We start from the raw sequence: 22,013 nt of genomic DNA, 5'->3' as shown, positions 1-22,013 counted from the left end.
TGGAGTTTTCGGTTGCCGCACAAGTGACGGTTCGAGGGCGGAAAGCCTTAAGTTGGGGACGGCGCGGAGTCGAATCAGAATCGGGGAGGAGTCAAATGGATTCCCGGGCGGCAGCCGGCCCAACTCATTTTTGCGAAAACAACCCCATGCACAGTAGAGATGTGGTTGAAATTGCTGGATCTTTCTTACCCTCCCCTGGAGGGGGAGGGTCGATCGCGCGCAGCGCGAGCGGGGTGGGGTGATCTCTCAACACGAACAGTCCCCGTGGGGAGAGATCACCCCACCCCGTCACCCATCTCGCTTACGCTCGATGGCTGCCGACCCTCCCCCTCCAGGGGAGGGTTAAGAGGCACCGCTGCCGTGGTCGCCCTACTGCGTCTTCGCCACGCGGGGCGGCTGGGCGGTGGTGATGAAGCTGGTGGCTTCCAGCATGGCCGGTCCCAGCGGGGTCGGCACTTTCAGCCAGAACGGGACCAGGATGCGCGTGCCGGCGACGGGGGCGAACGCGATTTCCATGTTGCGCTGGGCGGCGAGGTATTTGATCACGGGACGGTCGGGGATGTAGCCGGCGACGGGCACGAAATAGATCGCGCAGACCACGACCGGGCCCTTGTAGCCCTTCTCCGCCTTCACGCTCTCCATGCGCTTGAAATCGAGCTTGAGCTCGTAGCGCATGCGGCCGTCGAACACGGGGGCCGAGTTGTGGCAGGCCTCCGGCGAGACGGGATCGCCAGTGCCTGATACCCGCAGCAGCGAGGCCGTCATGGGGTCCCAGACGCCGCGGCGATGCGCCTCGGTGACCACGATGCGGTCCGGATCGACCGGCGGCTCCGGCAGGATGGCAAAATCCTTCACATTGCCCTTGTCGAGCGTGATGCGGATCTCTTCGGTCTTCTTCGAGGTGGTGGTGGAGGCCTGGTAGCCGGTCGCGACCAGCGCGCCGTTGACGACGCGCCCCTGGCTGGCGCCGGTGCCGGACCCGCCGGTGAAGGATTTCAGCAGGCCCGAGGTGCCGCCCGAGGCCGCGGCCGCGAACACGTCGTCCTGGATGTCGATGTTCCAGGCGCCCTTGCCGACGGGAATGCCGGCGAGCGAGGCCTCATATTGCGCCTCGAGCTTGCCCTGCGCCGCCGCCGGCGCCGCGCCCCACACCACGGCCAAGCCGCAAACCACCGTCAGCCAGCCGGCCAGGCGCGGGCGAGCGAAGCGCGATTTGAGCGCAGAAAAGGGCGTTGTGGGCACGAAACAATCCAATCGGGGCGCCAATCGGGACGCGATGGCCGTTACTTAAGCCAAAAACCGCGACAAACAATGTGTCCCGGCGTGTCCGCCGGGGAACTCCAACGGAGTCCCAGGGAACTCCACCGGACTATTCGGGCCCGAATGCGCCCTTTATGTGATGGTAAGGCGCGACAAACATTGCCGTTTTGGTGATCTCTTCGCCTCTCCCCCTCTGTCTCTTCCCCCTCGCCCCGCTTGCGGGGAGAGGGTCGGGGTGAGGGGGACTCGCCGCGGGGGCGGTGGCAGTTGGGTATCCCTACCGTACACCTCCCCCGCGGAGACTCCCCCTCACCCGGAATCCGCGCTATTCGCGCGCATTCCGGCCTCTCCCCGCTTGCGGGGAGAGGCGAAAAGACCGCCCGAAAACTTGACTGTCCGCCCCTTCCCCCCTATACGTCCGCCCGCTCCCTGCAAGGACAGAGAATTCGCCCCCGTGGCGCCCAGAATGGCGGCCGCACATCGTTGGGGGTTTTAGGATAAGGATTGATGCCATGTCTCGCCGCTGCGAACTGACGGCCAAGGGCCCCCTCGTCGGCCACAAGGTCAGCCACTCCAACATCAAGACCAAGCGCCGCTTCCTGCCGAACCTGGTCAACGTGACCTTCATCTCGGAAGCCCTGGAGCGCAACGTGCGCCTGCGCGTCTCCACCAACGCGGTGAAGAGCGTCGACCACAATGGCGGCCTCGATGCCTTCCTGCTCAAGGCCAACGCCGACAACCTCTCCCCGCGCGCCCTCGAACTGAAGCGCGCCATCGTCAAGAAGGTCGGCCCGACGGCCGCACCGGCGAAGAAGGCGAGCTGAGCTTTTCAGAATTGGGCGGGGGCTAGGTTGCGTCGCGTGGCGTAGGCTTAGCCAAGTAAGAGTTTGCGTTGCGGCCGGATCGGAAGATCCGGCCGTTTTTGTTGTTCTTAAGTTATATGCTTGAGTGAGACAAAATGCTCTCAAGGAGCCGATTTAACCGATGCGGCTTCGACACTTCACATTCCCAAATTGTCAAACACGTCCATCCCTCCGCGCGCAGTGCTCTCTTATGCCTTGCATCACGCGATCGATTTCCACGGACTTTTTCCATCCAGTATTTCGAATTTGACTTGACCCTGCGTCTTCCGTCCCCGCACTTCGTACATCCGTGCCAAAAACACCCATGAACAAAGATTACGACGCGCCGCGATCGGAAGATGATGTCCGGTTTTCCTGGAAGGGTCTTCGCATGCAGCCGAAACCGTAGGCCGGCAGCGAAAAGAAAACGGCGAACGGCAATCTCCGGGCGAGTATTTTTCGAACGGATAGCCGCCATATTCGCGCTTCGTCGAATCGCGGAGATTTTATCCATTTTATTAGCCGTCAACGCCCTTGCCGCACCAAACCACTGAAACTTAACGAGATTTTTACTATACTTAGGAACAATTGGACGCAACACCCCTGTGCGTATACCTTCGGTTGCAGCAGCGTGCCGCAAGAACCCGCACGCGATCTCCCAGTTAGATGCAGAGTGATGACGAAGGCGCAGCGACAACGATCTACTTCTGGGCGCAAGACGAATAAGCTTCCAAAAATAGTAAGCCTCTTTTCCGGCGCTGGCGGACTGGATCACGGATTCAAATCCGCCGGCTTTGAACTCAGTGCAGCTTTCGACATCTCCCCCGCAGCAATCGAGACGCATAAGCGGAATTTTCCGGGCGCAACCGCCACGGCTGGTGACTTGAGTGCGCTTGGCCCCAAAGGCGTTGCTTCGATTGTCAAAGAAGCGGTGGATACTGGTTCTCGGATAGGGATTATCGGCGGCCCTCCTTGTCAGGGATTCTCCAGAGCGAATACCACGGCAACGGCATCAGACCCCCGAAATCAGCTACCTAAACTGTACATCGAAATTGTTCGGGAGCTTCAAAAGCATTTCGAAGTTGAATTCGTGGTGTTCGAGAATGTTCTCGGAATCCGCGACAAGAAGCACTCAGTTGCATACCAAAACCTCCTCTCTGGACTACGCGCTCTCGGATTTCAAATAACCGCGAAGGAGCTCTGCGCTCTTGATTTTGGTGTCCCGCAAACACGACGCAGGATAGTGCTCTCTGCTATCAGAACCGAAGTTGCGAAGCGGCCTGTTCGTCCGAGACGAAGGCGGGGGCTTGCGACGGTCCAAGAAGCAATAGGAACTCTTCCCAAACCGAAGTTCTTTTCACGAGGTTTGGTACCAGAAGACATTCCATATCACCCCAATCACTGGACGATGAATCCAGTGTCGCCACGGTTTAAGATGAAAGCAGCAATTCACAACGGGCGCTGCTTCAAACAACTCAGTTGGAAGAAGCCCAGTCCAACAATCGCATTTGGTCACCGGGAGATTTATGTTCATCCGAGCGGTACACGCCGTTTGAGTATATTTGAAGCGATGCTCCTACAAGGTTTCCCAGACACATTTGTGTTGAAGGGAAATCTTTCTCAGCAAGTGGAGCAAATATCGAATGCAGTTCCTCCACCTCTAGCCAAGAGTGTTGCGGCGGCGATTAGACGCTCATTGAGAGAGTAAATTGGCTACCAAAATCATCGAGCAAAGAAGCGCGAACGAGCAGGAACTCGCAAGGAAGATCATTCAAAGCGAGGACCGAGATGTCGTCATCCAGACCACCCTTCAAACTAATGAGCAGGTTATTGCTCGCGTTACCGATGGAATCTATCGGCAGCCCGCATCGGCCCTTCGAGAATTGATCTCCAATGCGTACGATGCAGACGCGACTCGCGTGACGATCAAGACCGACGTCCCTCGCTTCGAACGTATTACCATTGAGGACAACGGTACGGGCATGTCGCCCGCGGTTCTTGCGCACCTTCTCTTTAACATCGGCGGCAGCGCTAAGCGAAATTTGGAGGGCGAGGAGCTAGGGATTACATCGCCAACTGACCCAACACGAAGTCCAGGCGGCCGTCGACTCATTGGCAAGATTGGCATTGGCTTATTCTCTGTCTCTCAGCTGACTCACTCTTTCCAAATCATAACGAAGATCCGCGGCGATAATCATCGCACAGTGGCAACTGTATCGTTGAGACAATTTTCAGACTCGGAAGTCGCGCCGTCCCACGGGGAAAAGAAGTTTGAGTCAGGAAAGGTTGTTATCTGGCGCGAAAAAGCTACAGACCTGCAAAGTCACGGCACCACCATCGTTCTTAATTCAATACGTCCTCAAGCTCGCGACACACTCCGTAGTCGTGAGATTTGGGGCGCGATCAAGCAAAACGAACAAACTGCCGGGAACGAGGAGAAGCAATCGATCGACCCGCCAAAGTTTCATGTTGGCAGAGTTGACGAAACTGGAAGACTTCTCGACCCCATTGGGGATGAATTCACATCGCTTCCCTGGGACAAATCCGACAATCCATCCAAGGCCTTCGAGAGGCTCGTTGACGCGGTATGGGACCAAACTCAGGCAGGCACTCCGAACCCAAAGCTCGAAAGAGTGTTTGACTATTATTTGCGAATGGTCTGGCTTCTTGGACTTTCTGTGCCGCTGCCCTACGTCCAGGGGCACTTATTCGATCAACCCGCATCAGGCTGGGCCGAGACATTCCTGCTGTCAAATAGGCCAAAAGGCGCTGCACACTCGATCCGTGGCCCCGGATCGATACGGGACGCAGTTGATCTAGAAGACCCCAAAGAGTCTGCCGGAAAATTCGAAGTTTTCGTCGATGACCTCAAACTGTCCCGTCCAGTCAAGTTCAGAGACCTCCCCGTTCCGTCCACGCACTCGCTCAAACAGCCTTTAGTCTTTGTCGGCAAGTGCGACGAGACCTTCCCAAAATTGCCACCAGAACTAAGCGGCGGCAGGCTTCAATTCGAAGCCTATCTGTTTTGGTACCCCAAAATTTCGCCGACCGAGCATCAAGGATCACTCATACGCATTCACGGGGCGAGCGGCACGTTATTCGACCCCACATTCATGCGATACCAGATTTCAGAACAGACACGGACAAGACAAATCACGTGCGAAATTTTCGTCAGCGAAGGACTTGATAGCGCGCTCAACATCGACCGGGAGTCTTTCAATAACGCCCATCCACATGCCGTCTATATAACACGATGGCTTCACGAAGCTCTCCGACAGTTGGCAACTGTACAGAAGAAAGCAGCCAGCCAGGTAAGAAGCCACGAGCGCGAAGGCAAAAAGGACGCCCACCTAGTCGCTATTCAGAATGTTGCATCTAAGGTCTGGACCGAACAGTCAGACGATCCGGCCTCGGCTCCTCCATCGGTGGAGCTTGTCGAAGGCGACATTCCAAAACGAACCAACCCGGATACATACGTTTATCAACGCTCGACCGTCGCGGCGAGAGAAAGGCCGAAGACCGCAAAGGAACGAGCAAGAGCTACTATTATCGATGAGAAATTGAAGGCGATTACTCAAGTTCTTGCGTCGTTTGGCTTCATAGATCAGCTGACAAAAAAGAAACAGGAGGCTCTTCTAAGGGCTATCCACCGGATATTGGAAGAGCGAGAGGGATGAGCGATCAAGGGGCGGGGAGCGGTTCTGGAAGCTTTGCTGACAACATTTCCGGGGTTGGTGAGTATGAATTTTCACTACCGAAGAAGAGATACTTTCAACCTTGGCATAAGCCACGGAAGCAGTTCGTTAGAAAGGAGCAATGGTGCTACTTTATTGGACAACTGCTCGACGAGATTCCGATATCGGAGAATACACTTACCTACTTTGGGCTTCCCGGCGATGATCTACTCGACCTAAGATGTTTCGGATCCGCCGTATGCGAACCAAGACACATCAAGCTTCGCTTCCTTGGCTTCAACAATAGCGCGGCCGCCGCAGCGGAAGGCCAGACAGAGCTGAACATCTCAATGGATGAAGTGAGCAAGTCCGCTTCTTTCGATCCTCGGTCTGAGATTCTCCCCGATGACATGCGAGAACTCGTGAACACGAGCTCTATTGCTTGGTACAAAACATCTCAAATTGGACCTTACGACGTTATCAACTTGGACCTATGCGACGGCTTTGGAGCGCAATCGCCGGGACATTTTGACGAGACGTACTACAACATGATCCTAACACTGCTATCGGTTCAAGCACGCCGGAAGACGCCGTGGCTGCTTCTCCTGACAACAAGAGTCGGCAAAGCGCATGTGCATGCAGAAACCTTAAAGCGGCTTGCCGGGCTCTATCGTCTCAATCTTGCAGAATGCGCACCATTTCAGGCGGCGTCGTCCGAAAGATTCAACATCTCCGATGCTACTTCGCTCGAAGACGCTAAAAAGTCGGAAGCTGGAATACAGTCCGTATTCTTAGTGGGACTTTGCAAATGGTTCCTACATCTTGCAGCCGCCCATAACCCTCCTTCAACTATGGAGGTGAAAAGCGCACTTGGCTATAGGGTTCATGGCAACGCTTCCATAGCCGATATGGTTTCCATAGCAATTCGCTTTAACCCCACCTTTGAAGTGACAAAGGACCCTGCCAATCTGGCAACAATTCAACCGACGCCCATCGATGAGTGCGATCTGGCGACCAAAGTGTTGAAGCGAGTTAGCAGCCTACTCGATGTAGACGAATACCTATTATCCGAGAGAGACATTCGTCAGGAAATGATTGAAGAAATGTGCACACTTCTTGAAGCAGCACGCTACGATACGGACGAATATCGAAGGCAACAATCGATCTGACCATCAACTAGCTCGGTGGATGTCACATGTACGAGCATCGGTTGTTTGACGTGGAGATCCTGCGGATCATCGACGAACAACGGATGTATTGGCCAAGGACGGCTGAGGTTCAAGCAGAGGCGAGTCCGTCGTGCAATCGAGAGTATCAAGATCTAAGGAAAATCCCATGGGAGGATGTCGAAGCAATAAGCGCCTTAGAAGCGGACCTCATTACTCGGCTGGAAGCAGCTACCAACCCTGATGCAGAACACGAAGCGATCTTTGATGAACTGTATGAAGACCCGCTAGGCATTCTTGGATTGGATATTGGGGTCGCTTCGGCTGTTGCCGCCTTATCAGCGGCGGGATGCATACCAATCAGCAGTTGTAATGGGGGCGCTTATGGAGGGCTTCATCGCGAGGCCTATCCGCTCATCGCATTCTTTGCAAGAAAAAGACAGGTTAACCTTCTTCTGGATTGCGCCAAAGAAGCGGACGCAGGACTTGAGAATGACGAATCGGGTCTTCTGATACTGTATTCAAACGATATTCGAAAAATGCGCGTCTTTGCAGCCGCTCTCTCCGACCGCTGTAAAAGTTAGACCAGCAATTAACTAGCTATAGTCCGCTTACATTTGGCTCAATAGATAGCGCACAGCATTCGATGTGATCGAGCCTGAGCACGGCACCGACCAAAGCCTGAGCCGAACCTGATCTGCTGTGACGGCACCCAGCGCTAACATCTCGAAAAACATCTCCACGTTCCTAGCTATCGCTGCCTGCGCACGTTGAACACGACGTGGCCGCCCCCTCCCCCTACCCCCGAAAATCAATGCTCCGCAGCACGATCCCCGGCGGCTGCCCCTCGAATTCGCTGGCGTGGTATTTGCCGGCGGCGCAGGCTTCGATGCGCTCGCGCAGGCGGGTGAACTGGGCTTCGCGGTGCTCGGGGGGGACCCTGGGGCCGCGCTCGAGATCGTCCATCGCCGAGGTCGAGATCGCGCAGCCGATCTCGCGCGCGCCGTCGCGCATCGAGAACAGCACGATCATCCGCTCGTATTGGAGGCCGATGTAGCGGCCGCTGCTGAGTGTCATCGCCTGCTCCTTGACGAGGGTTGGTTAAGCCCGGCTGCTTCCGCCTTCGGCGCGACGGGCCCGGACGAGTGCCCCCAAGGGCCGGCAAGGGCCGGCCGCCCGCGTCGCGTCCGCGTCTTTTCGCGCGTGAGGCGACGCGAGCGGCCGAGACTCGCCTCAGCTCTCCTCCGACAGCCGGGCGAAATCGTCGAGCAGCGCGGACACCAGCGCGCGGTGGCGCGTGTCCTCGACCGGCAGGCTCGCGGCATAGAGGTTGAGCAGATAGCGCGCCTTCACCGCGGCCTCGGGCCAGGAGATGGCGGGCACGGTCATCAGGCGGTGTTCGAGATCGGCCTCGCGCTCGCGCAGCTGCCGGACATTGTTCTCGACATCGGCCAGCGCGCGGCGCAGATCGGTCGCCTTCTGCGCGGCCATGCCGCGATGCCTGTCGAGATCGACGGGATGGTCAGTCATTGGCGGCGCTCGCGTCGATGCGTTGAGCGTCCGCGAGGTCGATCGAGCCGATCGCATGCATTTCCGCGGTGCCGCCGGGCCCGCCTTCCGCGGGCACCGTGATCATGGTCGCGACGCGGCGCCAGGCGGCGAACGACAGGCCCTCGATCATCTCCTCGTCGGTGACGACCTCATAGGCGCCCGCCGGCAGTTCGCGCGCGATGCCGCGGATGTGGAATGGATGCTTGAACGTCACGGATTCGCGCCGCGAGCGGATGGTCATGCGCGCCTGCCTTTCGAAAAGAGGGGGCCCCACCGGACGCTGGCGGACGCGAGCATGCGCGCATTGCGCGGCAATAGCCAGCGTTATTGTCGGTGCAGCGCGCGCCGCGGCGCCAGGCGCGGTGATTGCGCGCACGGCGTTTTAGTCCTCGCTATCGGAGCGCGGCAGGCGTAGGGTCGATCGCATCACCGCAACTCGGCAACGGCTTCGACCGGTGACTGAGGGTCGGTTTGCGCTCCCGCCGCGAGTTTCCGGGAGCGAGCATGTCGAAGTTCCGCCTTTCCGAATGGATCGTGCCGCCGGTGATCGTTCCATTGTTCCTGCTGCTGCTGATATGCGCGGCAGCCCTCTTCAATGGCTAGGACCGCGCGCGTGCCCTATCTCGTCAGCGGCACAAAGGAATATGGCAGCTCCAATCTCGGACGCGACAGCGCCACTGTCGCATTGCGCCTGGCGCACAAGCTGCTGCGCGACGGCTACATGGACGTACGCGTCTGCACGCCGTGCGGGCGCGTGCTGCAGGCGGACGAACTCGGCGAACTCAAACCACAGGAGAGCGACATGGCCAAGGGACAGCAACGCGGCAACCGCGAAACCAAGAAGCCGAAGAAGGACAAGGCCAAGGTGATCGCCGCCGCGCCGAGCCGCAAGGACGCGGCCTGGCAACCGGATTTCGGACCGGCGAAGAAGAAGTAGGAAGACGAGCGACGCGCTAGCGCGCTTACCCTCCCCTGGAGGGGGAGGGTCGGCTCACATGCAGCGCAGCGAAATGTGAGACGGGGTGGGGTGACGGTCTCTCGTCACCAACAGTGCCCGAGTGGAGAGATCACCCCACCCCGCTACGCATTTCGCTTCGCTCAATGCGCAGCGACCCTCCCCCTCCAGGGGAGGGTAAGAAAGGCCATCGTCTCCTCGCCGCCGCGCTTATCGGCTATACTCGCTCCGGTAGCATCACCTGGAGAGGCCGACCTGTGGAGCACGCACCCAGACCCGAACCGAAAAACCTCGTCATCTGCTGCGACGGCACCGGCAACGAGATCAGCGAGAACATCTCCAACGTCCTGAAGCTCTATCGCTGCCTGCGCAAGACCGACCGGACGCAGCCGCGGCAGATGGTGTTCTACGATCCCGGCGTCGGCACGGTGACGGAGCCGACGACGTGGCACCGGCTCAAGGCGAACGTCAACCTGGTGCTGGGGCTCGCCACCGGCTACGGGCTCGATGACAACGTGCTGTCAGCCTATTGCTTCTTGGTCGAGCATTACGCGCCGGGCGACCGCATCTATCTGTTCGGCTTCTCGCGCGGCGCCTATACGGTGCGCGTGCTGGCGGGGCTGATCCACAAGATCGGCCTGATCAGGCCGGAGCAGGCGAACCTCGCAGGCAGTGGCCTCGTCGCCTACAAGCAATATTCCGGCACCGGGCGCGGCAACGACATCGAGGATCTCAGCGACGTCACGTTCGACGAGCAGGGGCCGCTGCCGAAGGACCAGTTCGACCTCGCCGCGCAGTTCGCGCGCATCACCTCGACGCGCTGGCCGACCATCCACTTCATCGGCGTGTGGGACACGGTGGCGAGCGTGATCGTGCCGCGCCCCGACCGGCTGTTCTGGCCGAGCCTGGAGGAGCTCGCCTTCACGCTGCGCAACCCGAGCGTCCGGATCTTCCGGCAGGCGATGGCGATCGACGAGCGGCGCTGCATGTTCCGCCTCAAGAAATACGAGCAGCCGCAGGAGTTCTGGAGCAACCGCTACGTGCCCGATGAAAAGAAGGTGCCGCAGGACATCTGGCAGGTGTGGTTCGCCGGCGTGCACAGCGACGTCGGCGGCGGCTATCCGGAAGCCGAGAGCGGCGACTCCAAATATCCGCTGATCTGGATGATCGCGGAAGCCGAGAAGGCGGGGCTGAACTTCAACCCGGCCACCGTGAAGCAGCTCGCCTGGGGCATCCAGCGCAAGAACTCGCCGTTCAAATATGTCGAGCCGGCCTATACGGGCAAGACGGGCGTGCTGCACAATTCGATGACAGCGGCCTGGCGGCTGCTGGAGTTCATCCCGAAGAGCGCGAGGTACCGGGAGTGGCCGGAGCGGAAGGTGTTTCTCGGCTTCTACATCCCCGATTGCGAGCCGCGCCTCATTCCCGAAGGCGCGCATGTGCATGAGAGCGTGTTGAAGCGGATGGCAGTGGAGCCGAAGTACCGGCCGGTGAACATGCCGAAGGACTATGTGACGGTGCCGATGCCGGTGCCGCCGGGAGTGGACGCGGGAGCCGAGGCGGAGGAGATCGTGACGGGATGATGCGGGGCGCTCGCGCTCGCTTACCCTCCCCTGGAGGGGGAGGGTCGGCTCGCGTCGCGCAGCGAGGCGAGACGGGGTGGGGTGTTCTCTCCACGCAAAGACCGCCCGTGTGGAGAGATCACCCCACCCCGCTCGCGCTGCGCGCGATCGACCCTCCCCCTCCAGGGGAGGGTGGCTCGTTACCTTCGCTTTCCGCCTTCGCCGACACTTTTCATTAAAATTCTCCCGCGCGGCTTAGCCGGATCGCATCTTCTCTCTTCCATCATCGCTGCATCGACCGCGAAACCTTGCGGAGCTGGAGGAGACGTGCCGCAATTCCCACGCAAATATGCCCGCGTGAAACCCGCAGGGCTGGTATCGCGCCAAGCCAAGATCATCACCGATCCGCGCGCGCCCGTGATTCCCTGCACGCTGATCGACTATTCGCCCGGCGGGGCCTGCGTCGATCTCGGCGGACAGGTGAAAATCCCCGATCGCTTCGAGCTGCTGCACGTCAACACCAAGAAGCGCTGCCGCATCGCCTGGAAGCGCGGCACGCGCGTGGGCGTGGTGTTCTGAATCTCACCCTCCCCTGGAGGGGGAGGGTCGATCGCGCGCAGCGCGAGCGGGGTGGGGTGATCTCTCCACACGGGCACTATTCGTCGCGGTGAGACCGTCACCCCACCCCGTCTCACATTTTCGCTGCGCTCAATGTGAGCCGACCCTCCCCCTCCAGGGGAGGGTAAAACCGCCTACTTCCGCATCCTCGCCTTGGCTCCCGCCACGATCTGCATCGTCACGCCGGCGAGCCAGCCGATGAAGACGAGCCAGGTCCAGCCCATGTGCGGATCGAGCCGCAGCACGATGACGGCGACGGAGACGAAGGCGGTGAGCGTGGCGAACAGCGTGCCGGCGGCGCTGAGGAATTCCGCGGCGTCGATGTGGCTGTGGGCGTCGTCGAACGGCATCTGCGGCGTGTCGATGCCGAGGTAGAAGCCGACCGCGCCAAGCAGCATCATCAACAGCAGAAAGCCCTGCGTGGTGAGCTGCGGAATCTCCGATCCCACATGGGCGCCGATGAACAGCCCGCAGGCCGCGCCAGCCATCGCCAGGCCCACGCGCTCGAAGATGTGGGCAGCTTTGCGGACAGGATAACGCATGGCCGGCCTCCGTTGCCTCGACTTGGCGCAAGGTTAGGCCAGTTTTGCGGGGGGTGGAAGCTGAGGGGATTTACGGAGGGACGCGGTGGAGGCACGCCACCCACTCCGCCGTCGTTCTCCTACCGCGCCCCAAACGTCGTCTTGCCGAACAGCGCCTTTTGCGTGGAGGGCTGCGAGCGCCAATATTGCGGCGGGGCTTCGACCTCGCCGCCGAGCTCGGCGGCGGCGTGCCAGGCCCAGCGCGGGTCGTAGAGCATGCCGCGGGCAAGCGCGACCATGTCGGCCTTGCCACTGCTGACGATGTCTTCCGCCTGCCTGGCGTCCGTGATCAGGCCGACGGCGATGGTGGGCAATCCGGTCTCGCGGCGGATAGCGTCGGCGAACTGCACCTGATAGCCGGGACCGAGCGGGATCTTCTGCAACGGCGATACGCCGCCGGAGGAGGCGTCGATCCAGTCGACGCCGCGCGCCTTCAGCGCCTTGGCGAACTCGATCGTCTGCGCCAGATCCCAGCCGCCCTCGACCCAGTCGGTCGACGACACCCGCATGCCCACGGGCTTGTCGTGCGGGAACACCGCGCGCACCGCATCGTAGATTTCGAGCGGAAAGCGCATGCGGTTCTCGAGCGAACCGCCATATTCGTCGGTGCGCCTGTTGGAGATCGGCGACAGGAACTGATGCAGGAGATAGCCGTGCGCGCCGTGCAGCTCGATGGCGTCGATGCCGATGCGCTGCGCGCGGCGGGCCGCATCGACGAAGGCCTCGCGGATGCGCTCGAGGCCGGCGGCATCGAGCGCGGTCGGGGCAGCCTCCCCCTCCTTGTGCGGCAGCGCCGACGGCGCCACGGTCTGCCAGCCGCCCTGCTCGACCGGAATCAGCTGGCCGCCGTCCCAGGGCCGCGCGCTCGAAGCCTTGCGGCCGGCATGGGCGAGCTGCATCGCGATGGCCGTGGAGGAATGCTTGCGCACCGAGGTGAGGATCTGCTTCAGCGCGGCTTCGGCCGCATCGCTGTAGAGCCCGAGGCAACCCGGCGTGATGCGGCCGATCGCCTCGACATGGGTCGCCTCGATGCAGAACATCGCCGCACCCGACAGGCTGAGATTGTTGATGTGGGTGAAGTGCCAGTCGGTGGCGACGCCGTCGTCGGCCGAATATTGGCACATCGGCGACACCACGACGCGGTTCTTCAAGGTCAGGCCGCGCAGCTTGATCGGGGAAAACAGGGCGCTCATGCGGGGGGAGTTCCAGTGGGATGGAGGATTGTGCAGAGAGTTTAGTGGGCGAGCGGCGGATTGCCAGCGGCACGAGCGGATGGCGGGTCGCCAGGGCGTGCATTTGCGGAAAATGGCTTGGCTGATCGAGCTCTCTCGCCACCGTCATCCCGGGGCGCGACGAAGTCGCGAGCCCGGGATGACAGCGGAGGATGACGCGACAGCCGCGCCTACTCCGCCAGCGTGAATTGCAGCAGCAGGGTACGCTGGAGCATCGAGAAATTGTCGTCGGAGATCAGCGTCAGCACGGTCTCGCCCTCAGCCGTGACATGGGCGTCGATGCCTTCCATGTTGTCGATCTCGTGGCCGAGATCAGCGGCGAACAAAGAGGGGCCGTCAACCAGCGCGCCCGGTGCGATGGACTTCAGGGGGATCGAGCGGATGCGGATGTTGACGCCGGTGAACCAGGAGAATTTGCGCTCGAGGATCAGGAGCTCGCCGGAGGGCAAGAGCACGGCGTCGCTGATGTCGTATTTCTCGGTGCGGCGCACGCTGAACTGGCCGGGCGAGGCGCCGCCGATCAGGAAGGCTGTGAGGTTGCCGTCATGGTCGAGCCCCCGCTCGGAGAAGGCGATCAGCGTGCCCGCCAGCGGCATGTTCTGGTCTTTGCCTTTGTACTTTTCTTGGGGCACGACGACCAGCGCCTCCAGTCCCTTGTTGGACGGCAGCTTGCGCACGCCCGCCGGCACCGGCACCACCTCGCCGCGCGCGCGCGTGCCACCTTTTGAGAAATCATAGCGCAGGATCTGGTTGACCCGCTCGAGCCCGACATAGACGAGGCTGCCGTCCCGCGCGATCGATTCCGAATCCCACCACAGCGGCTTCTCGGTGATCGGCCGGCCCTCGGCCCCTAACAGCGGCGCGGCCTCGACGTCGTCGAGGCCAACCATCCTGCCACCGGCATAGCGGATGGTCCCGGTGAACCAGCCGCCCTGGTCGGAGACCGCGAGGAAGCGCTCGCCCTTGGCATCGAGCCGGATGCCGGACAGGCCACCGAAGCCGCGATAGCGCGAGGTCAGCACCAGGCCGCTGCGGTACTCCAGCGAGCCGAAGCGCGTGCGCGTGCGGTCGCGCGGCTCGAAATTCGGAATGGGGCGCGCGTTGACCTCGACGCCGACGGGCTCGCTGACAGCGTTCTCGATCGCAAGCGCGCGCGGCCGCGGCTCGGCCGCGCCTTGCGCCAGAACGGTGCGGGAGGCTGCAAGAGTGGAGACTCCCGCCGCAGCGTATTTGAGAAAGCTGCGGCGGGACGAGTGCGTGCTCACGAATGCAATTTGCGTCGCGGGCGACCGGCCGGCTGGGTGGGCGCGGTGTTGGTCTCGCTGAACAGCTCGGCGAGCTTCTCGGTGATGGCGCCGCCGAGCTCTTCCGCATCCACGATCGTCACGGCGCGGCGATAGTAGCGCGTGACGTCATGGCCGATGCCGATCGCGATCAGCTCGACCGGCGAGCGGGTCTCGATCTCCTCGATGATGTGGCGCAGGTGCCGCTCGAGATAATTGCCGGGATTGACCGACAGCGTGGAATCGTCGACCGGCGCGCCGTCCGAGATCATCATCAGGATCTTGCGCTGCTCGGGCCGGCCGAGCAGGCGCTTGTGCGCCCAGTCCAGCGCCTCGCCGTCGATGTTCTCCTTCAAGAGCCCCTCGCGCATCATCAGGCCGAGATTTTTCCGCGCACGGCGCCACGGGGCGTCGGCGGATTTGTAGATGATGTGGCGGAGATCGTTGAGGCGGCCGGGATTGGCCGGCTTGCCGGCGGCAAGCCACGCCTCGCGCGATTGCCCGCCCTTCCAGGCGCGCGTGGTGAAGCCCAGAATCTCGACCTTGACGCCGCAACGCTCCAGCGTGCGCGCGAGGATGTCGGCGCAGGTCGCGGCGACCGTAATGGGGCGTCCGCGCATCGAGCCGGAATTGTCGAGCAGCAGCGTCACCACGGTGTCACGGAACGTCGCCTCCTTCTCGTGCATGAAGGACAGCGGGTGATAGGGATCGGTGACGACGCGCGACAGCCGCGCGGGGTCGAGGATGCCCTCTTCGAGATCGAACTCCCAGGCCCGGTTCTGCTGCGCCATCAGCTTGCGCTGCAGCCGGTTGGCGAGACGGGCGACGATGCCCTGCAGATGCGCGAGCTGCTTGTCGAGATAGGCGCGCAGGCGCTCCAGCTCGTCATGGTCGCAGAGGTCTTCGGCCGCGATGACCTCGTCGAACTTGGGCGCGAAGGCGTGGTATTCCGGCCCGCGCGGCTCGTTCTTGCCGTGCTGGTTCGGACGCGTTGCCTCGCCCGGCGTCTCGTCGTCGCCGAGCTCGCCGTCGTCGAAGGTGTCGGAGGTCGAGGCCTGCGCGCTTTCCATCGCGCTCTCGCTCATCTCCTCGCTCGACGCCTGCGCCTGGTCGGCGCTCATCTCCTGGGCGGCATCGGAATCGGGCGACCCTTCCGCACCGGACTGGTCGTTGTCGCCGTCCTGGTTCTCGTCGTTGTCGTCATTGTCCTCGCTGTCGGCGTTGCGCTCGTCGCCGAGCTCGAGCGCCGTCAGGAGGTCGTGCACGGCATCGCCGAACCTGGTCTGGTCCTCGACAAGAGTATCGAGCCGGTCGAGCCGCTTGCCGATCTTGTCCTCGAGGATGGGGCGCCAGAGATCCACCATCTTCTTGGCGGCGGTCGGCGGCGCAAGACCCGTCAGGCGCTCGCGCACCAGCATCGCCAGCGCGTCCGCGAGCGGCGCATCGGCGCGATCGGTGATCTCGTCGAACTTGCCGCGATGGAAATGGTCGTCGAGCATCGCCGTGAGGTTTTTCGCAACGCCCGCCATGCGGCGCGCGCCGATCGCCTCGACGCGGGCCTGCTCCACCGCCTCGAACACGCCGCGCGCCTGCGGATTGCCCGGCATCAGCTTGCGATGCAGCTTGGCATCGTGACAGGCGATCTTGAGCGCGATGGAATCGGCATGGCCGCGCACGATCGCGGCGTCGCGCTTGGTCATTTTTCGCGCGGGTTCGGGCAAACGGGCTTTGCCGGGCGCGAGGCCCGGACGCTCGGCCGCGAAGGAGACGTCGAGCTCGGGCGATTTCGCGATCGCCTTCAGGCAGGAGGCCACCGAGCGCTTGAACGGCTCGGTCGGCGCTTCCTTGGAGCTGCGGAATTTGGAGTTGGAGGTGGTCATGGGATCGGCCGAAGCTCCAGCAACATGTTATTCTTCCGGCGACCGGAGATCGTCAAATTCGATGACGCGCGTCGTTCGGTCAGCCGGCCCGCCTTCAGCAATGCGATCTGAGCCTCGACCCAGCCATAGAGATCGTCCTCGTAGCGGGCGGGCGCGGTCGATGTGTCGTTCGACCCGGGGCGGACTTTGCCGGTGGTCGTGCTCATCGCATTCGCCTTCTCTGCAGAATCCAAGGGGGCCAACCGATCAAAGCGCCTTCTTAAATCGAAACCAAGTCATCCCGGCTTCCGGAAAGTCGTCAACCTGTCCGTAGATCGCGTAGCCATTCTTGCTATAGAAGTCCGGCGCCTGAAACGAATAGGTATCCACCAGAACACCAACCGCACCTCTCTTCTTCGATTCAGCTTCTGCCGTACGAAGCAATGAGGTCCCAAAGCCGCGGCGACGATATCGGTCTTCTACCCATAAAAGAGTGAAGACCATCCAATGACCAACACCTTCGGCGACCAAACCGCCTCGCGCATCGTCATTCTCTCTGACAGTCACCGCAAACGACTTTGGCGCACCGGCCGTTTGATGCTGCCGATTGAAGGCCTCGAGACCGGCTGCGACGAATTTCTTCGTCGCGCCGTAAGTTGTCTCGATCCGGACCTCCAACGTCCCGAACCCTAGCTCAGCGCCACGTTCACCGCCGATTCCGGCAGCTCTGCATTGAAGCAGCGCTGGTAGAATTCGGCGACCAGGGGACGCTCGAGCTCGTCGCACTTGTTCAGGAACGTGACGCGGAAGGCGAAACCGATATCGCCGAAGATGTCGGCGTTCTCCGCCCAGGTGATCACCGTACGCGGGCTCATCACCGTCGACAGATCGCCATTGGCGAAGGCGTTGCGGGTGAGATCGGCAAGGCGCACCATCTTGTTGACGATGTCGCGGCCCTCCTGGGTGCGATAGTGCTTGGCCTTCGCCAGCACGATCTCGACCTCCTCGTCATGGCTGAGATAGTTCAGCGTGGTGACGATCGACCAGCGGTCCATCTGGCCCTGGTTGATCTGCTGGGTGCCGTGATAGAGGCCCGAGGTGTCGCCGAGGCCCACGGTGTTGGCGGTGGCGAACAGGCGGAACGCCGGATGCGGCTTGATCACCTTGTTCTGGTCGAGCAGCGTCAGGCGGCCCGAGACTTCGAGCACGCGCTGGATCACGAACATCACGTCCGGGCGGCCGGCATCGTATTCGTCGAACACCAGCGCGACGTTGTGCTGCAGCGCCCAGGGCAGGATGCCGTCGCGGAATTCGGTGACCTGCTTGCCGTCGCGGACCACGATGGAGTCCTTGCCGACGAGGTCGATACGGCTGATGTGGCTGTCGAGGTTGACGCGCACGCAGGGCCAGTTCAGGCGGGCCGCGACCTGCTCGATATGGGTGGACTTGCCGGTGCCGTGATAGCCGGTCACCATGACGCGGCGGTTGCGGGCGAAGCCGGCGAGAATGGCGAGCGTGGTGGCGCGGTCGAAGCGATAATCGGGGTCGACATCGGGCACGTGAGGATCGACTTCGGAATAGGCGGGCACTTCGAGATCGCTGTCGATCCCGAACACCTGGCGCACCGACACCTTCATGTCGGGCAGACCGGAAACTTCCTCAACTTTGGACATGGCGGCGGTCGTCATCAATCCTCCGAGGTCCCGGGCGATCCCGAGACCAGTTATTGCACGTTGGCTGCGGCTGGGTGCGGCTGCGAACCTATCAGAGACAACGAGCCGGCAGAAGCCCGCCCGCCAATCAAAGTTCCGTTGTCTTTTCATTTAGATAGGCAAGGAACGCAGTTTTTGGAGGGCTGCCTTGCGAATCACGCCCAAATTCGGGCGGGGTTCGAAGGGTCACCCCCGCGAATGGCACTTTGGCCGCATGCCCTTACTTATGTAGGGTCAGAAGCCCCGCGCTCCAGCCCCGCAAGAGACGACGTGACGTCCTTTCTCGATCCCCTCATAGCCTTCGTTTCCGCCCATCCGTGGCTGGCCTATCTGACCCTGTTCCTGGCGGCGCTGCTCGAAGCGGTCCCGGTGGTGGGATCGGTGATCCCCGGCTCGACCATCATCCTGGCGCTCAGCGCGCTGGTTCCGGGTGGCGAGCTGATGCTGCCGTGGGTGCTGCTGGCCGCCGCAGCCGGCGCCGTGCTCGGCGACGGCTCGGCCTATTGGATCGGGCACCGGCAGCAGCGCGGAATCCTCAACACCTGGCCGCTGACCAATTATCCGCGCGTGGTTTCGGAGAGCGAGAGCTTCTTCCACCGCTTCGGCACCTGGGCCGTGTTCTTCGCCCGCTTCGTGCCGCCGATCCGCGCCTTCGTGCCGGTCACGGCCGGTGCGCTCGGCATGGCGCCGGCGAGGTTCTATGCGGTGAACATCCCGGCGATCCTGGTCTGGGCCCCCGCCCATGTGCTGCCGGGCGTGCTGGCGGTGTCGGCCCTGCACGAATATGCCGGGCTGCATCACCACGCGCATGTCGGCAAGCACATCTGGATGTTGACCGTGATTGGGGTCGCGATCGTGGGGGGCGTGGCGGTGTGGATCTATCGGCGACGGAATGGCGGCGTCGCGGAAGCGAAGCCGCGGGCGTAGATCTTACCCTCCCCTGGAGGGGGAGGGTCGGTACGCATGGAGCGCAGCGAAATGCGTAGCGGGGTGGGGTGACGGTCTCCCCACATCCAACAGTATCCGAGTGGAGAGATCACCCCACCCCGCTCGCGCTGCGCGCGATCGACCCTCCCCCTCCAGGGGAGGGTGGAAGCCTATAGCCTATGCTGACGTTCTCTTCCCCGGCGCCGGCCCCACATACCTGGCCCTTGGCCTGATCAACTTGCCGAACTGCAATTGCTCGCTGGCATGGGCGATCCAGCCGACGCTGCGGGCCATCGCGAACAGCGCGAGCTCGCTGCCCGCGGGCAGGCGCAGCGCGTGCACGAGCACGGCGAGCGCATAGTCGATGTTGACGAACTCGCCGGTGGCTTCCGCGATGCGCTCCGGCACCTCGCGGGTGAATTTTCGCGGCGCGCCGGCGCGCGACAGCGCATTCAGCAGCGATTGCGCGCGGGGATCGCCGCGCTTGTAGACGCCGTGGCCGAAGCCGGCAAAGCGCTCGCCGAGCGCGACGCGCTCGCGCACGACAGGGGCGACGTCGCGATCGATCAGCGTCTTGACGAGCTGCGAAGCCAGCACGCCGGCGCCGCCATGCTTCGGGCCTTTCAGCGCGGCGAGGCCGGCGATCACGGCATCATAGAGGTTGAGGCCGGTCGAGGCCGCGCAGCGCGCGGTGAAGGTCGAGGCGTTCAGCTCGTGATCGGCCAGCAGCACCAGCGCGCGGCGGATCAGGTCGGGCGCGTGCTTGTTGTCCGCGGCCCAGGCTGTTGCGATCTGCTGATGCAACGGCTCGGCCGAGGGCTCTGCATTGAGCATGGTCGCGACCAGCAGCCGAAGAATACGCCCGCCGACCATGGCGCGGCCATCGGGCGCACGCGTGAACGCGCGGGGATCGACGCTCGCCGCCAGTGCGAGCACGGCGATGGCGCGGTCGATCGGCGCGGCCCGGCGCGCGGCCTGCCCGATCATGCGCATCTCCTCGGACAGCGCGGGCTGATTATCGGGCGCGAACGGATCGACGTCGGAGACGTCCCAGAGCAGCGTCGCGGTGTGCTCCAGCGTGTCGCTCTCGGAAAGATCGACGCAATTGACGCCGCGATAGATCGCGCCCTCCTCGGTGATGGTCGAGATCTCGGTATCCATCACCGGCAAGTCGGCATCGAAGCTGCGCAGGCCGCGCGGCTCCGGAGACGGGATGCGGCGCTCCTTGAGCGCGCGGACGTCCTCGGCCCGGTAGCGGTTCTTCCGCGAATCCGGCGTCGGCTCGGAGCGGATCAGGCCGCGGCTGACATAGGCGTAGAGCGTGGCCGGCGAGATCGCGAGCTCAGCTGCGGCTTCCCGGGCGGATAGATAGAGCGCCGAAGAATTTTTCATATTGATTTATGTAATCAAGATTGATCAATGTGTCGAGAGGCCCGACCTTTCCCCTGCGTGCAATGCAACAGGGAGATTTGGGCCATGAACATCCACCTCACCAAAAGCCAGATCGGGCTGGACGGCGTTCCCGCGGCCGAGACCGTGCTGAGCCATGTCGATGGCGAGCGCGGCGAATTGATCATCGCCGGCGAGCACGTCGGACGCCTCGCCGCCAAGTCGAGCTTCGAGGGCGTCACCGCCCGGCTCTGGAACGGCGCCAGCAAGACCACCCTCACCGAAGCCAATGTGCGCTCACACCTCGGCATTGCGCGCGAGCGCGCCTTCGCCCGCCTGCCGGACCTGCTGCCGGCAACGCGCGGCATGGGCGTCATCGACGGGTTTCGCGCGGCGGTCGCAGGACTTCGCGCCGAGCACGGGCTCGAGCACGAGGCGACCATCGTCGGCGCGTTTCCTGTCATCGCGGGCGCGCTGGTCCGGCGCGCCAAGGGGCTGGAGCCGGTCGCCCCCGACCCCGATGTGAGCCATGCGACCGATACGCTGCGCATGCTGCACGGACGCGCGCCTAAAACCCGCGAAGTCACCGCGCTCGATGCCTATCTCGTCACCGCCAGCGACCACGGCATGAACGCCTCGACCTTCACCGCGCGCGTGGTGGCCTCGACCCAGGCCGATCTGTTCGCAGCCGTCACCGCAGGCTATTGCGCGCTGACCGGCCCGCTGCACGGCGGCGCGCCGGAGCCGGTGCTGGAAATGCTGGACGCGATCGGCTCGCGCGAGCGCATAAAACCCTGGGTGGATGCGGCGCTGGCCCGCGGTGAGCGCATGATGGGCTTCGGCCACCGCGTCTATCGCGTGCGCGATCCGCGCGCCGACGTGCTCAAGACCGCGGTCGAGGCGCTTGCCTCCAACGGCACCGATTTGCCCTTTGCCGGCGAGGTCGAGGCCTATATCCGCAGCGCGCTGCGCAAGAAGAATCCGGAGCGGCCGCTGGAGACGAATGTGGAGTTCTTCACCGCGATCCTGCTCGATGCGCTGGCGATCCCAAGGCAGGCGTTCACGCCGATCTTCGCGGTCGCGCGCGCCGCAGGCTGGACCGCGCATGCGCGCGAGCAGCAGCGCACCGGGCGGCTGATCAGGCCGAGTTCGTCATACGTGGGCGCGATGCCGGAGGCGTGATAGCGCGGCATAACGGCATGTCGTCCCGGCGGAACGCCGGGACCCATACCGCGTGATCTATCGATAGCAGGGGGTGGGAGTACCGCAGGAAGACTTCTTCACCGCGTGTCTTCGCCAAACTACTTCCTGGGGTTCTGGGTCCCTGTGTCTGAAAAGCCTGTCATAATGATGGTGGGCGGGAAGCCGTTGGGTCCTTGGCGCTTGACGCCGTGAGCCGGCT

At 62.5% G+C, this 22,013-nt stretch carries 23 protein-coding genes; 10 read left to right on the top strand and 13 right to left on the bottom strand.

The window, feature by feature from the left end; all coding sequences use genetic code 11:
• Positions 1-369: 369 nt before the first annotated feature.
• Positions 370-1,191, bottom strand: coding sequence for a DUF3108 domain-containing protein (locus tag UNPF46_RS32480; RefSeq protein ID WP_174719343.1), 822 nt, complete (start codon positions 1,189-1,191; stop codon positions 370-372).
• A 581-nt stretch (positions 1,192-1,772) separates the two neighbouring features.
• Here UNPF46_RS32480 and rpmB point away from each other — a divergent pair.
• Positions 1,773-2,084 (top strand): 50S ribosomal protein L28, encoded by a 312-nt coding sequence (rpmB, locus tag UNPF46_RS32475; protein WP_097666901.1) that lies wholly within the window; start codon positions 1,773-1,775, stop codon positions 2,082-2,084.
• 112 nt (positions 2,085-2,196) lie between these two features.
• Here rpmB and UNPF46_RS32470 read toward each other — a convergent pair whose 3' ends face one another.
• Positions 2,197-2,616, bottom strand: coding sequence for a very short patch repair endonuclease (locus UNPF46_RS32470; RefSeq protein WP_142252794.1), 420 nt, complete (start codon positions 2,614-2,616; stop codon positions 2,197-2,199).
• Between the two features lie 162 nt (positions 2,617-2,778).
• Between UNPF46_RS32470 and UNPF46_RS32465 the strand changes: the two genes are divergently transcribed.
• The 4 genes from UNPF46_RS32465 to UNPF46_RS32450 are packed head-to-tail and all read left to right on the top strand — an operon-like array spanning position 2,779 to position 7,526.
• Entirely contained in the window at positions 2,779-3,810 is a 1,032-nt protein-coding gene (locus tag UNPF46_RS32465; protein ID WP_142252787.1) for a DNA cytosine methyltransferase, read from the top strand.
• A gap of 1 nt (position 3,811) precedes the next feature.
• Positions 3,812-5,779 carry an ATP-binding protein gene (locus tag UNPF46_RS32460; protein WP_142252786.1) on the top strand — a complete coding sequence of 656 codons (1,968 nt, stop codon included), beginning with the start codon at positions 3,812-3,814 and terminating at the stop codon, positions 5,777-5,779.
• On the top strand, positions 5,776-6,945 hold the full coding sequence (locus UNPF46_RS32455; RefSeq protein ID WP_142252785.1) for a PP_RS20740 family protein: 1,170 nt from the start codon (positions 5,776-5,778) through the stop codon (positions 6,943-6,945). The genes UNPF46_RS32460 and UNPF46_RS32455 overlap by 4 nt, the downstream gene beginning before the upstream one ends.
• Positions 6,946-6,971: 26 nt before the next feature.
• The gene (locus tag UNPF46_RS32450; RefSeq protein ID WP_142252784.1) at positions 6,972-7,526 is read left to right on the top strand and encodes a hypothetical protein; all 555 of its coding nucleotides are present in this window, start codon (positions 6,972-6,974) and stop codon (positions 7,524-7,526) included.
• Positions 7,527-7,740: 214 nt separating this feature from the next.
• Here the strand turns inward: UNPF46_RS32450 and UNPF46_RS32445 are convergent, their stop codons facing one another.
• The 3 genes from UNPF46_RS32445 to UNPF46_RS32435 all read right to left on the bottom strand — a co-directional run bounded on the left by UNPF46_RS32445 (position 7,741) and on the right by UNPF46_RS32435 (position 8,734).
• On the bottom strand, positions 7,741-8,019 hold the full coding sequence (locus UNPF46_RS32445; RefSeq protein ID WP_100179156.1) for a DUF1488 family protein: 279 nt from the start codon (positions 8,017-8,019) through the stop codon (positions 7,741-7,743).
• A gap of 156 nt (positions 8,020-8,175) precedes the next feature.
• Entirely contained in the window at positions 8,176-8,472 is a 297-nt protein-coding gene (locus UNPF46_RS32440) for a hypothetical protein (RefSeq protein WP_100179155.1), read from the bottom strand.
• Positions 8,465-8,734 (bottom strand): hypothetical protein, encoded by a 270-nt coding sequence (locus tag UNPF46_RS32435; RefSeq protein WP_100179154.1) that lies wholly within the window; start codon positions 8,732-8,734, stop codon positions 8,465-8,467. The genes UNPF46_RS32440 and UNPF46_RS32435 overlap by 8 nt, the downstream gene beginning before the upstream one ends.
• A gap of 354 nt (positions 8,735-9,088) precedes the next feature.
• Between UNPF46_RS32435 and UNPF46_RS38020 the strand changes: the two genes are divergently transcribed.
• The 3 genes from UNPF46_RS38020 (at position 9,089) to UNPF46_RS32420 (ending at position 11,589) form a co-directional block, all read left to right on the top strand.
• Positions 9,089-9,430 (top strand): hypothetical protein, encoded by a 342-nt coding sequence (locus UNPF46_RS38020; RefSeq protein WP_181770223.1) that lies wholly within the window; start codon positions 9,089-9,091, stop codon positions 9,428-9,430.
• Between the two features lie 275 nt (positions 9,431-9,705).
• Complete coding sequence (locus UNPF46_RS32425; protein WP_142252783.1) at positions 9,706-11,031, top strand: T6SS phospholipase effector Tle1-like catalytic domain-containing protein; 1,326 nt, start codon at positions 9,706-9,708, stop codon at positions 11,029-11,031.
• Between the two features lie 306 nt (positions 11,032-11,337).
• Positions 11,338-11,589 (top strand): PilZ domain-containing protein, encoded by a 252-nt coding sequence (locus tag UNPF46_RS32420; protein WP_100179151.1) that lies wholly within the window; start codon positions 11,338-11,340, stop codon positions 11,587-11,589.
• 173 nt (positions 11,590-11,762) lie between these two features.
• Here the strand turns inward: UNPF46_RS32420 and UNPF46_RS32415 are convergent, their stop codons facing one another.
• The 7 genes from UNPF46_RS32415 to cobS all read right to left on the bottom strand — a co-directional run bounded on the left by UNPF46_RS32415 (position 11,763) and on the right by cobS (position 18,256).
• On the bottom strand, positions 11,763-12,170 hold the full coding sequence (locus UNPF46_RS32415; protein WP_142252782.1) for a hypothetical protein: 408 nt from the start codon (positions 12,168-12,170) through the stop codon (positions 11,763-11,765).
• A 119-nt stretch (positions 12,171-12,289) separates the two neighbouring features.
• Positions 12,290-13,402, bottom strand: coding sequence for an NADH:flavin oxidoreductase/NADH oxidase (locus UNPF46_RS32410; RefSeq protein ID WP_142252781.1), 1,113 nt, complete (start codon positions 13,400-13,402; stop codon positions 12,290-12,292).
• 209 nt (positions 13,403-13,611) lie between these two features.
• Positions 13,612-14,706 (bottom strand): esterase-like activity of phytase family protein, encoded by a 1,095-nt coding sequence (locus UNPF46_RS32405; protein ID WP_142252780.1) that lies wholly within the window; start codon positions 14,704-14,706, stop codon positions 13,612-13,614.
• Positions 14,703-16,604: a cobaltochelatase subunit CobT gene (cobT, locus tag UNPF46_RS32400; protein WP_100179147.1), complete on the bottom strand. Its 1,902-nt coding sequence runs from the start codon at positions 16,602-16,604 to the stop codon at positions 14,703-14,705. Before cobT ends, UNPF46_RS32405 begins: the two co-directional genes overlap by 4 nt.
• Positions 16,601-16,810, bottom strand: a complete 210-nt coding sequence (locus tag UNPF46_RS38015; RefSeq protein ID WP_181770222.1) for a hypothetical protein — start codon at positions 16,808-16,810, stop codon at positions 16,601-16,603. The genes cobT and UNPF46_RS38015 overlap by 4 nt, the downstream gene beginning before the upstream one ends.
• Positions 16,811-16,850: 40 nt before the next feature.
• A complete protein-coding gene (locus UNPF46_RS32390; RefSeq protein ID WP_181770221.1) occupies positions 16,851-17,261 on the bottom strand; it encodes a GNAT family N-acetyltransferase in 411 nt (136 codons plus the stop codon).
• An 11-nt stretch (positions 17,262-17,272) separates the two neighbouring features.
• Positions 17,273-18,256: a cobaltochelatase subunit CobS gene (gene cobS, locus UNPF46_RS32385; RefSeq protein ID WP_430649779.1), complete on the bottom strand. Its 984-nt coding sequence runs from the start codon at positions 18,254-18,256 to the stop codon at positions 17,273-17,275.
• Positions 18,257-18,565: 309 nt separating this feature from the next.
• Here cobS and UNPF46_RS32380 point away from each other — a divergent pair, with 309 nt between their 5' ends.
• Positions 18,566-19,222 (top strand): DedA family protein, encoded by a 657-nt coding sequence (locus tag UNPF46_RS32380; RefSeq protein ID WP_142252778.1) that lies wholly within the window; start codon positions 18,566-18,568, stop codon positions 19,220-19,222.
• A gap of 177 nt (positions 19,223-19,399) precedes the next feature.
• Here the strand turns inward: UNPF46_RS32380 and UNPF46_RS32375 are convergent, their stop codons facing one another.
• A complete protein-coding gene (locus UNPF46_RS32375) occupies positions 19,400-20,614 on the bottom strand; it encodes a citrate synthase family protein (protein ID WP_142252777.1) in 1,215 nt (404 codons plus the stop codon).
• Positions 20,615-20,698: 84 nt separating this feature from the next.
• Between UNPF46_RS32375 and UNPF46_RS32370 the strand changes: the two genes are divergently transcribed.
• A complete protein-coding gene (locus UNPF46_RS32370; RefSeq protein WP_142252776.1) occupies positions 20,699-21,793 on the top strand; it encodes a citrate synthase/methylcitrate synthase in 1,095 nt (364 codons plus the stop codon).
• Positions 21,794-22,013 lie beyond the last annotated feature (220 nt).

The organism is Bradyrhizobium sp. UNPF46 (genome assembly GCF_006658625.1).
GTDB classification, from domain to species: domain Bacteria; phylum Pseudomonadota; class Alphaproteobacteria; order Rhizobiales; family Xanthobacteraceae; genus Bradyrhizobium; species Bradyrhizobium nitroreducens.
Note: the sequence above shows the minus strand (reverse complement) of the source record. Positions and strands in the feature narration are given on the sequence as shown.

Excerpts from the sequence above, each read along its gene's own strand:
- rpmB (WP_097666901.1), top strand. The coding sequence starts at position 1,773 with ATGTCTCGCCGCTGCGAACTGACGGCCAAGGGCCCCCTCGTCGGCCAC.
- UNPF46_RS32470 (WP_142252794.1), bottom strand. The coding sequence starts at position 2,616 with ATGGATAAAATCTCCGCGATTCGACGAAGCGCGAATATGGCGGCTATC.
- UNPF46_RS32465 (WP_142252787.1), top strand. The coding sequence starts at position 2,779 with ATGACGAAGGCGCAGCGACAACGATCTACTTCTGGGCGCAAGACGAAT.
- UNPF46_RS32455 (WP_142252785.1), top strand. The coding sequence starts at position 5,776 with ATGAGCGATCAAGGGGCGGGGAGCGGTTCTGGAAGCTTTGCTGACAAC.
- UNPF46_RS32450 (WP_142252784.1), top strand. The coding sequence starts at position 6,972 with ATGTACGAGCATCGGTTGTTTGACGTGGAGATCCTGCGGATCATCGAC.
- UNPF46_RS32445 (WP_100179156.1), bottom strand. The coding sequence starts at position 8,019 with ATGACACTCAGCAGCGGCCGCTACATCGGCCTCCAATACGAGCGGATG.
- UNPF46_RS32440 (WP_100179155.1), bottom strand. The coding sequence starts at position 8,472 with ATGACTGACCATCCCGTCGATCTCGACAGGCATCGCGGCATGGCCGCG.
- UNPF46_RS32435 (WP_100179154.1), bottom strand. The coding sequence starts at position 8,734 with ATGACCATCCGCTCGCGGCGCGAATCCGTGACGTTCAAGCATCCATTC.
- UNPF46_RS38020 (WP_181770223.1), top strand. The coding sequence starts at position 9,089 with ATGGCTAGGACCGCGCGCGTGCCCTATCTCGTCAGCGGCACAAAGGAA.
- UNPF46_RS32415 (WP_142252782.1), bottom strand. The coding sequence starts at position 12,170 with ATGCGTTATCCTGTCCGCAAAGCTGCCCACATCTTCGAGCGCGTGGGC.
- UNPF46_RS32410 (WP_142252781.1), bottom strand. The coding sequence starts at position 13,402 with ATGAGCGCCCTGTTTTCCCCGATCAAGCTGCGCGGCCTGACCTTGAAG.
- cobT (WP_100179147.1), bottom strand. The coding sequence starts at position 16,604 with ATGACCACCTCCAACTCCAAATTCCGCAGCTCCAAGGAAGCGCCGACC.
- UNPF46_RS38015 (WP_181770222.1), bottom strand. The coding sequence starts at position 16,810 with ATGAGCACGACCACCGGCAAAGTCCGCCCCGGGTCGAACGACACATCG.
- cobS (WP_430649779.1), bottom strand. The coding sequence starts at position 18,256 with ATGTCCAAAGTTGAGGAAGTTTCCGGTCTGCCCGACATGAAGGTGTCG.
- UNPF46_RS32375 (WP_142252777.1), bottom strand. The coding sequence starts at position 20,614 with ATGAAAAATTCTTCGGCGCTCTATCTATCCGCCCGGGAAGCCGCAGCT.
- UNPF46_RS32370 (WP_142252776.1), top strand. The coding sequence starts at position 20,699 with ATGAACATCCACCTCACCAAAAGCCAGATCGGGCTGGACGGCGTTCCC.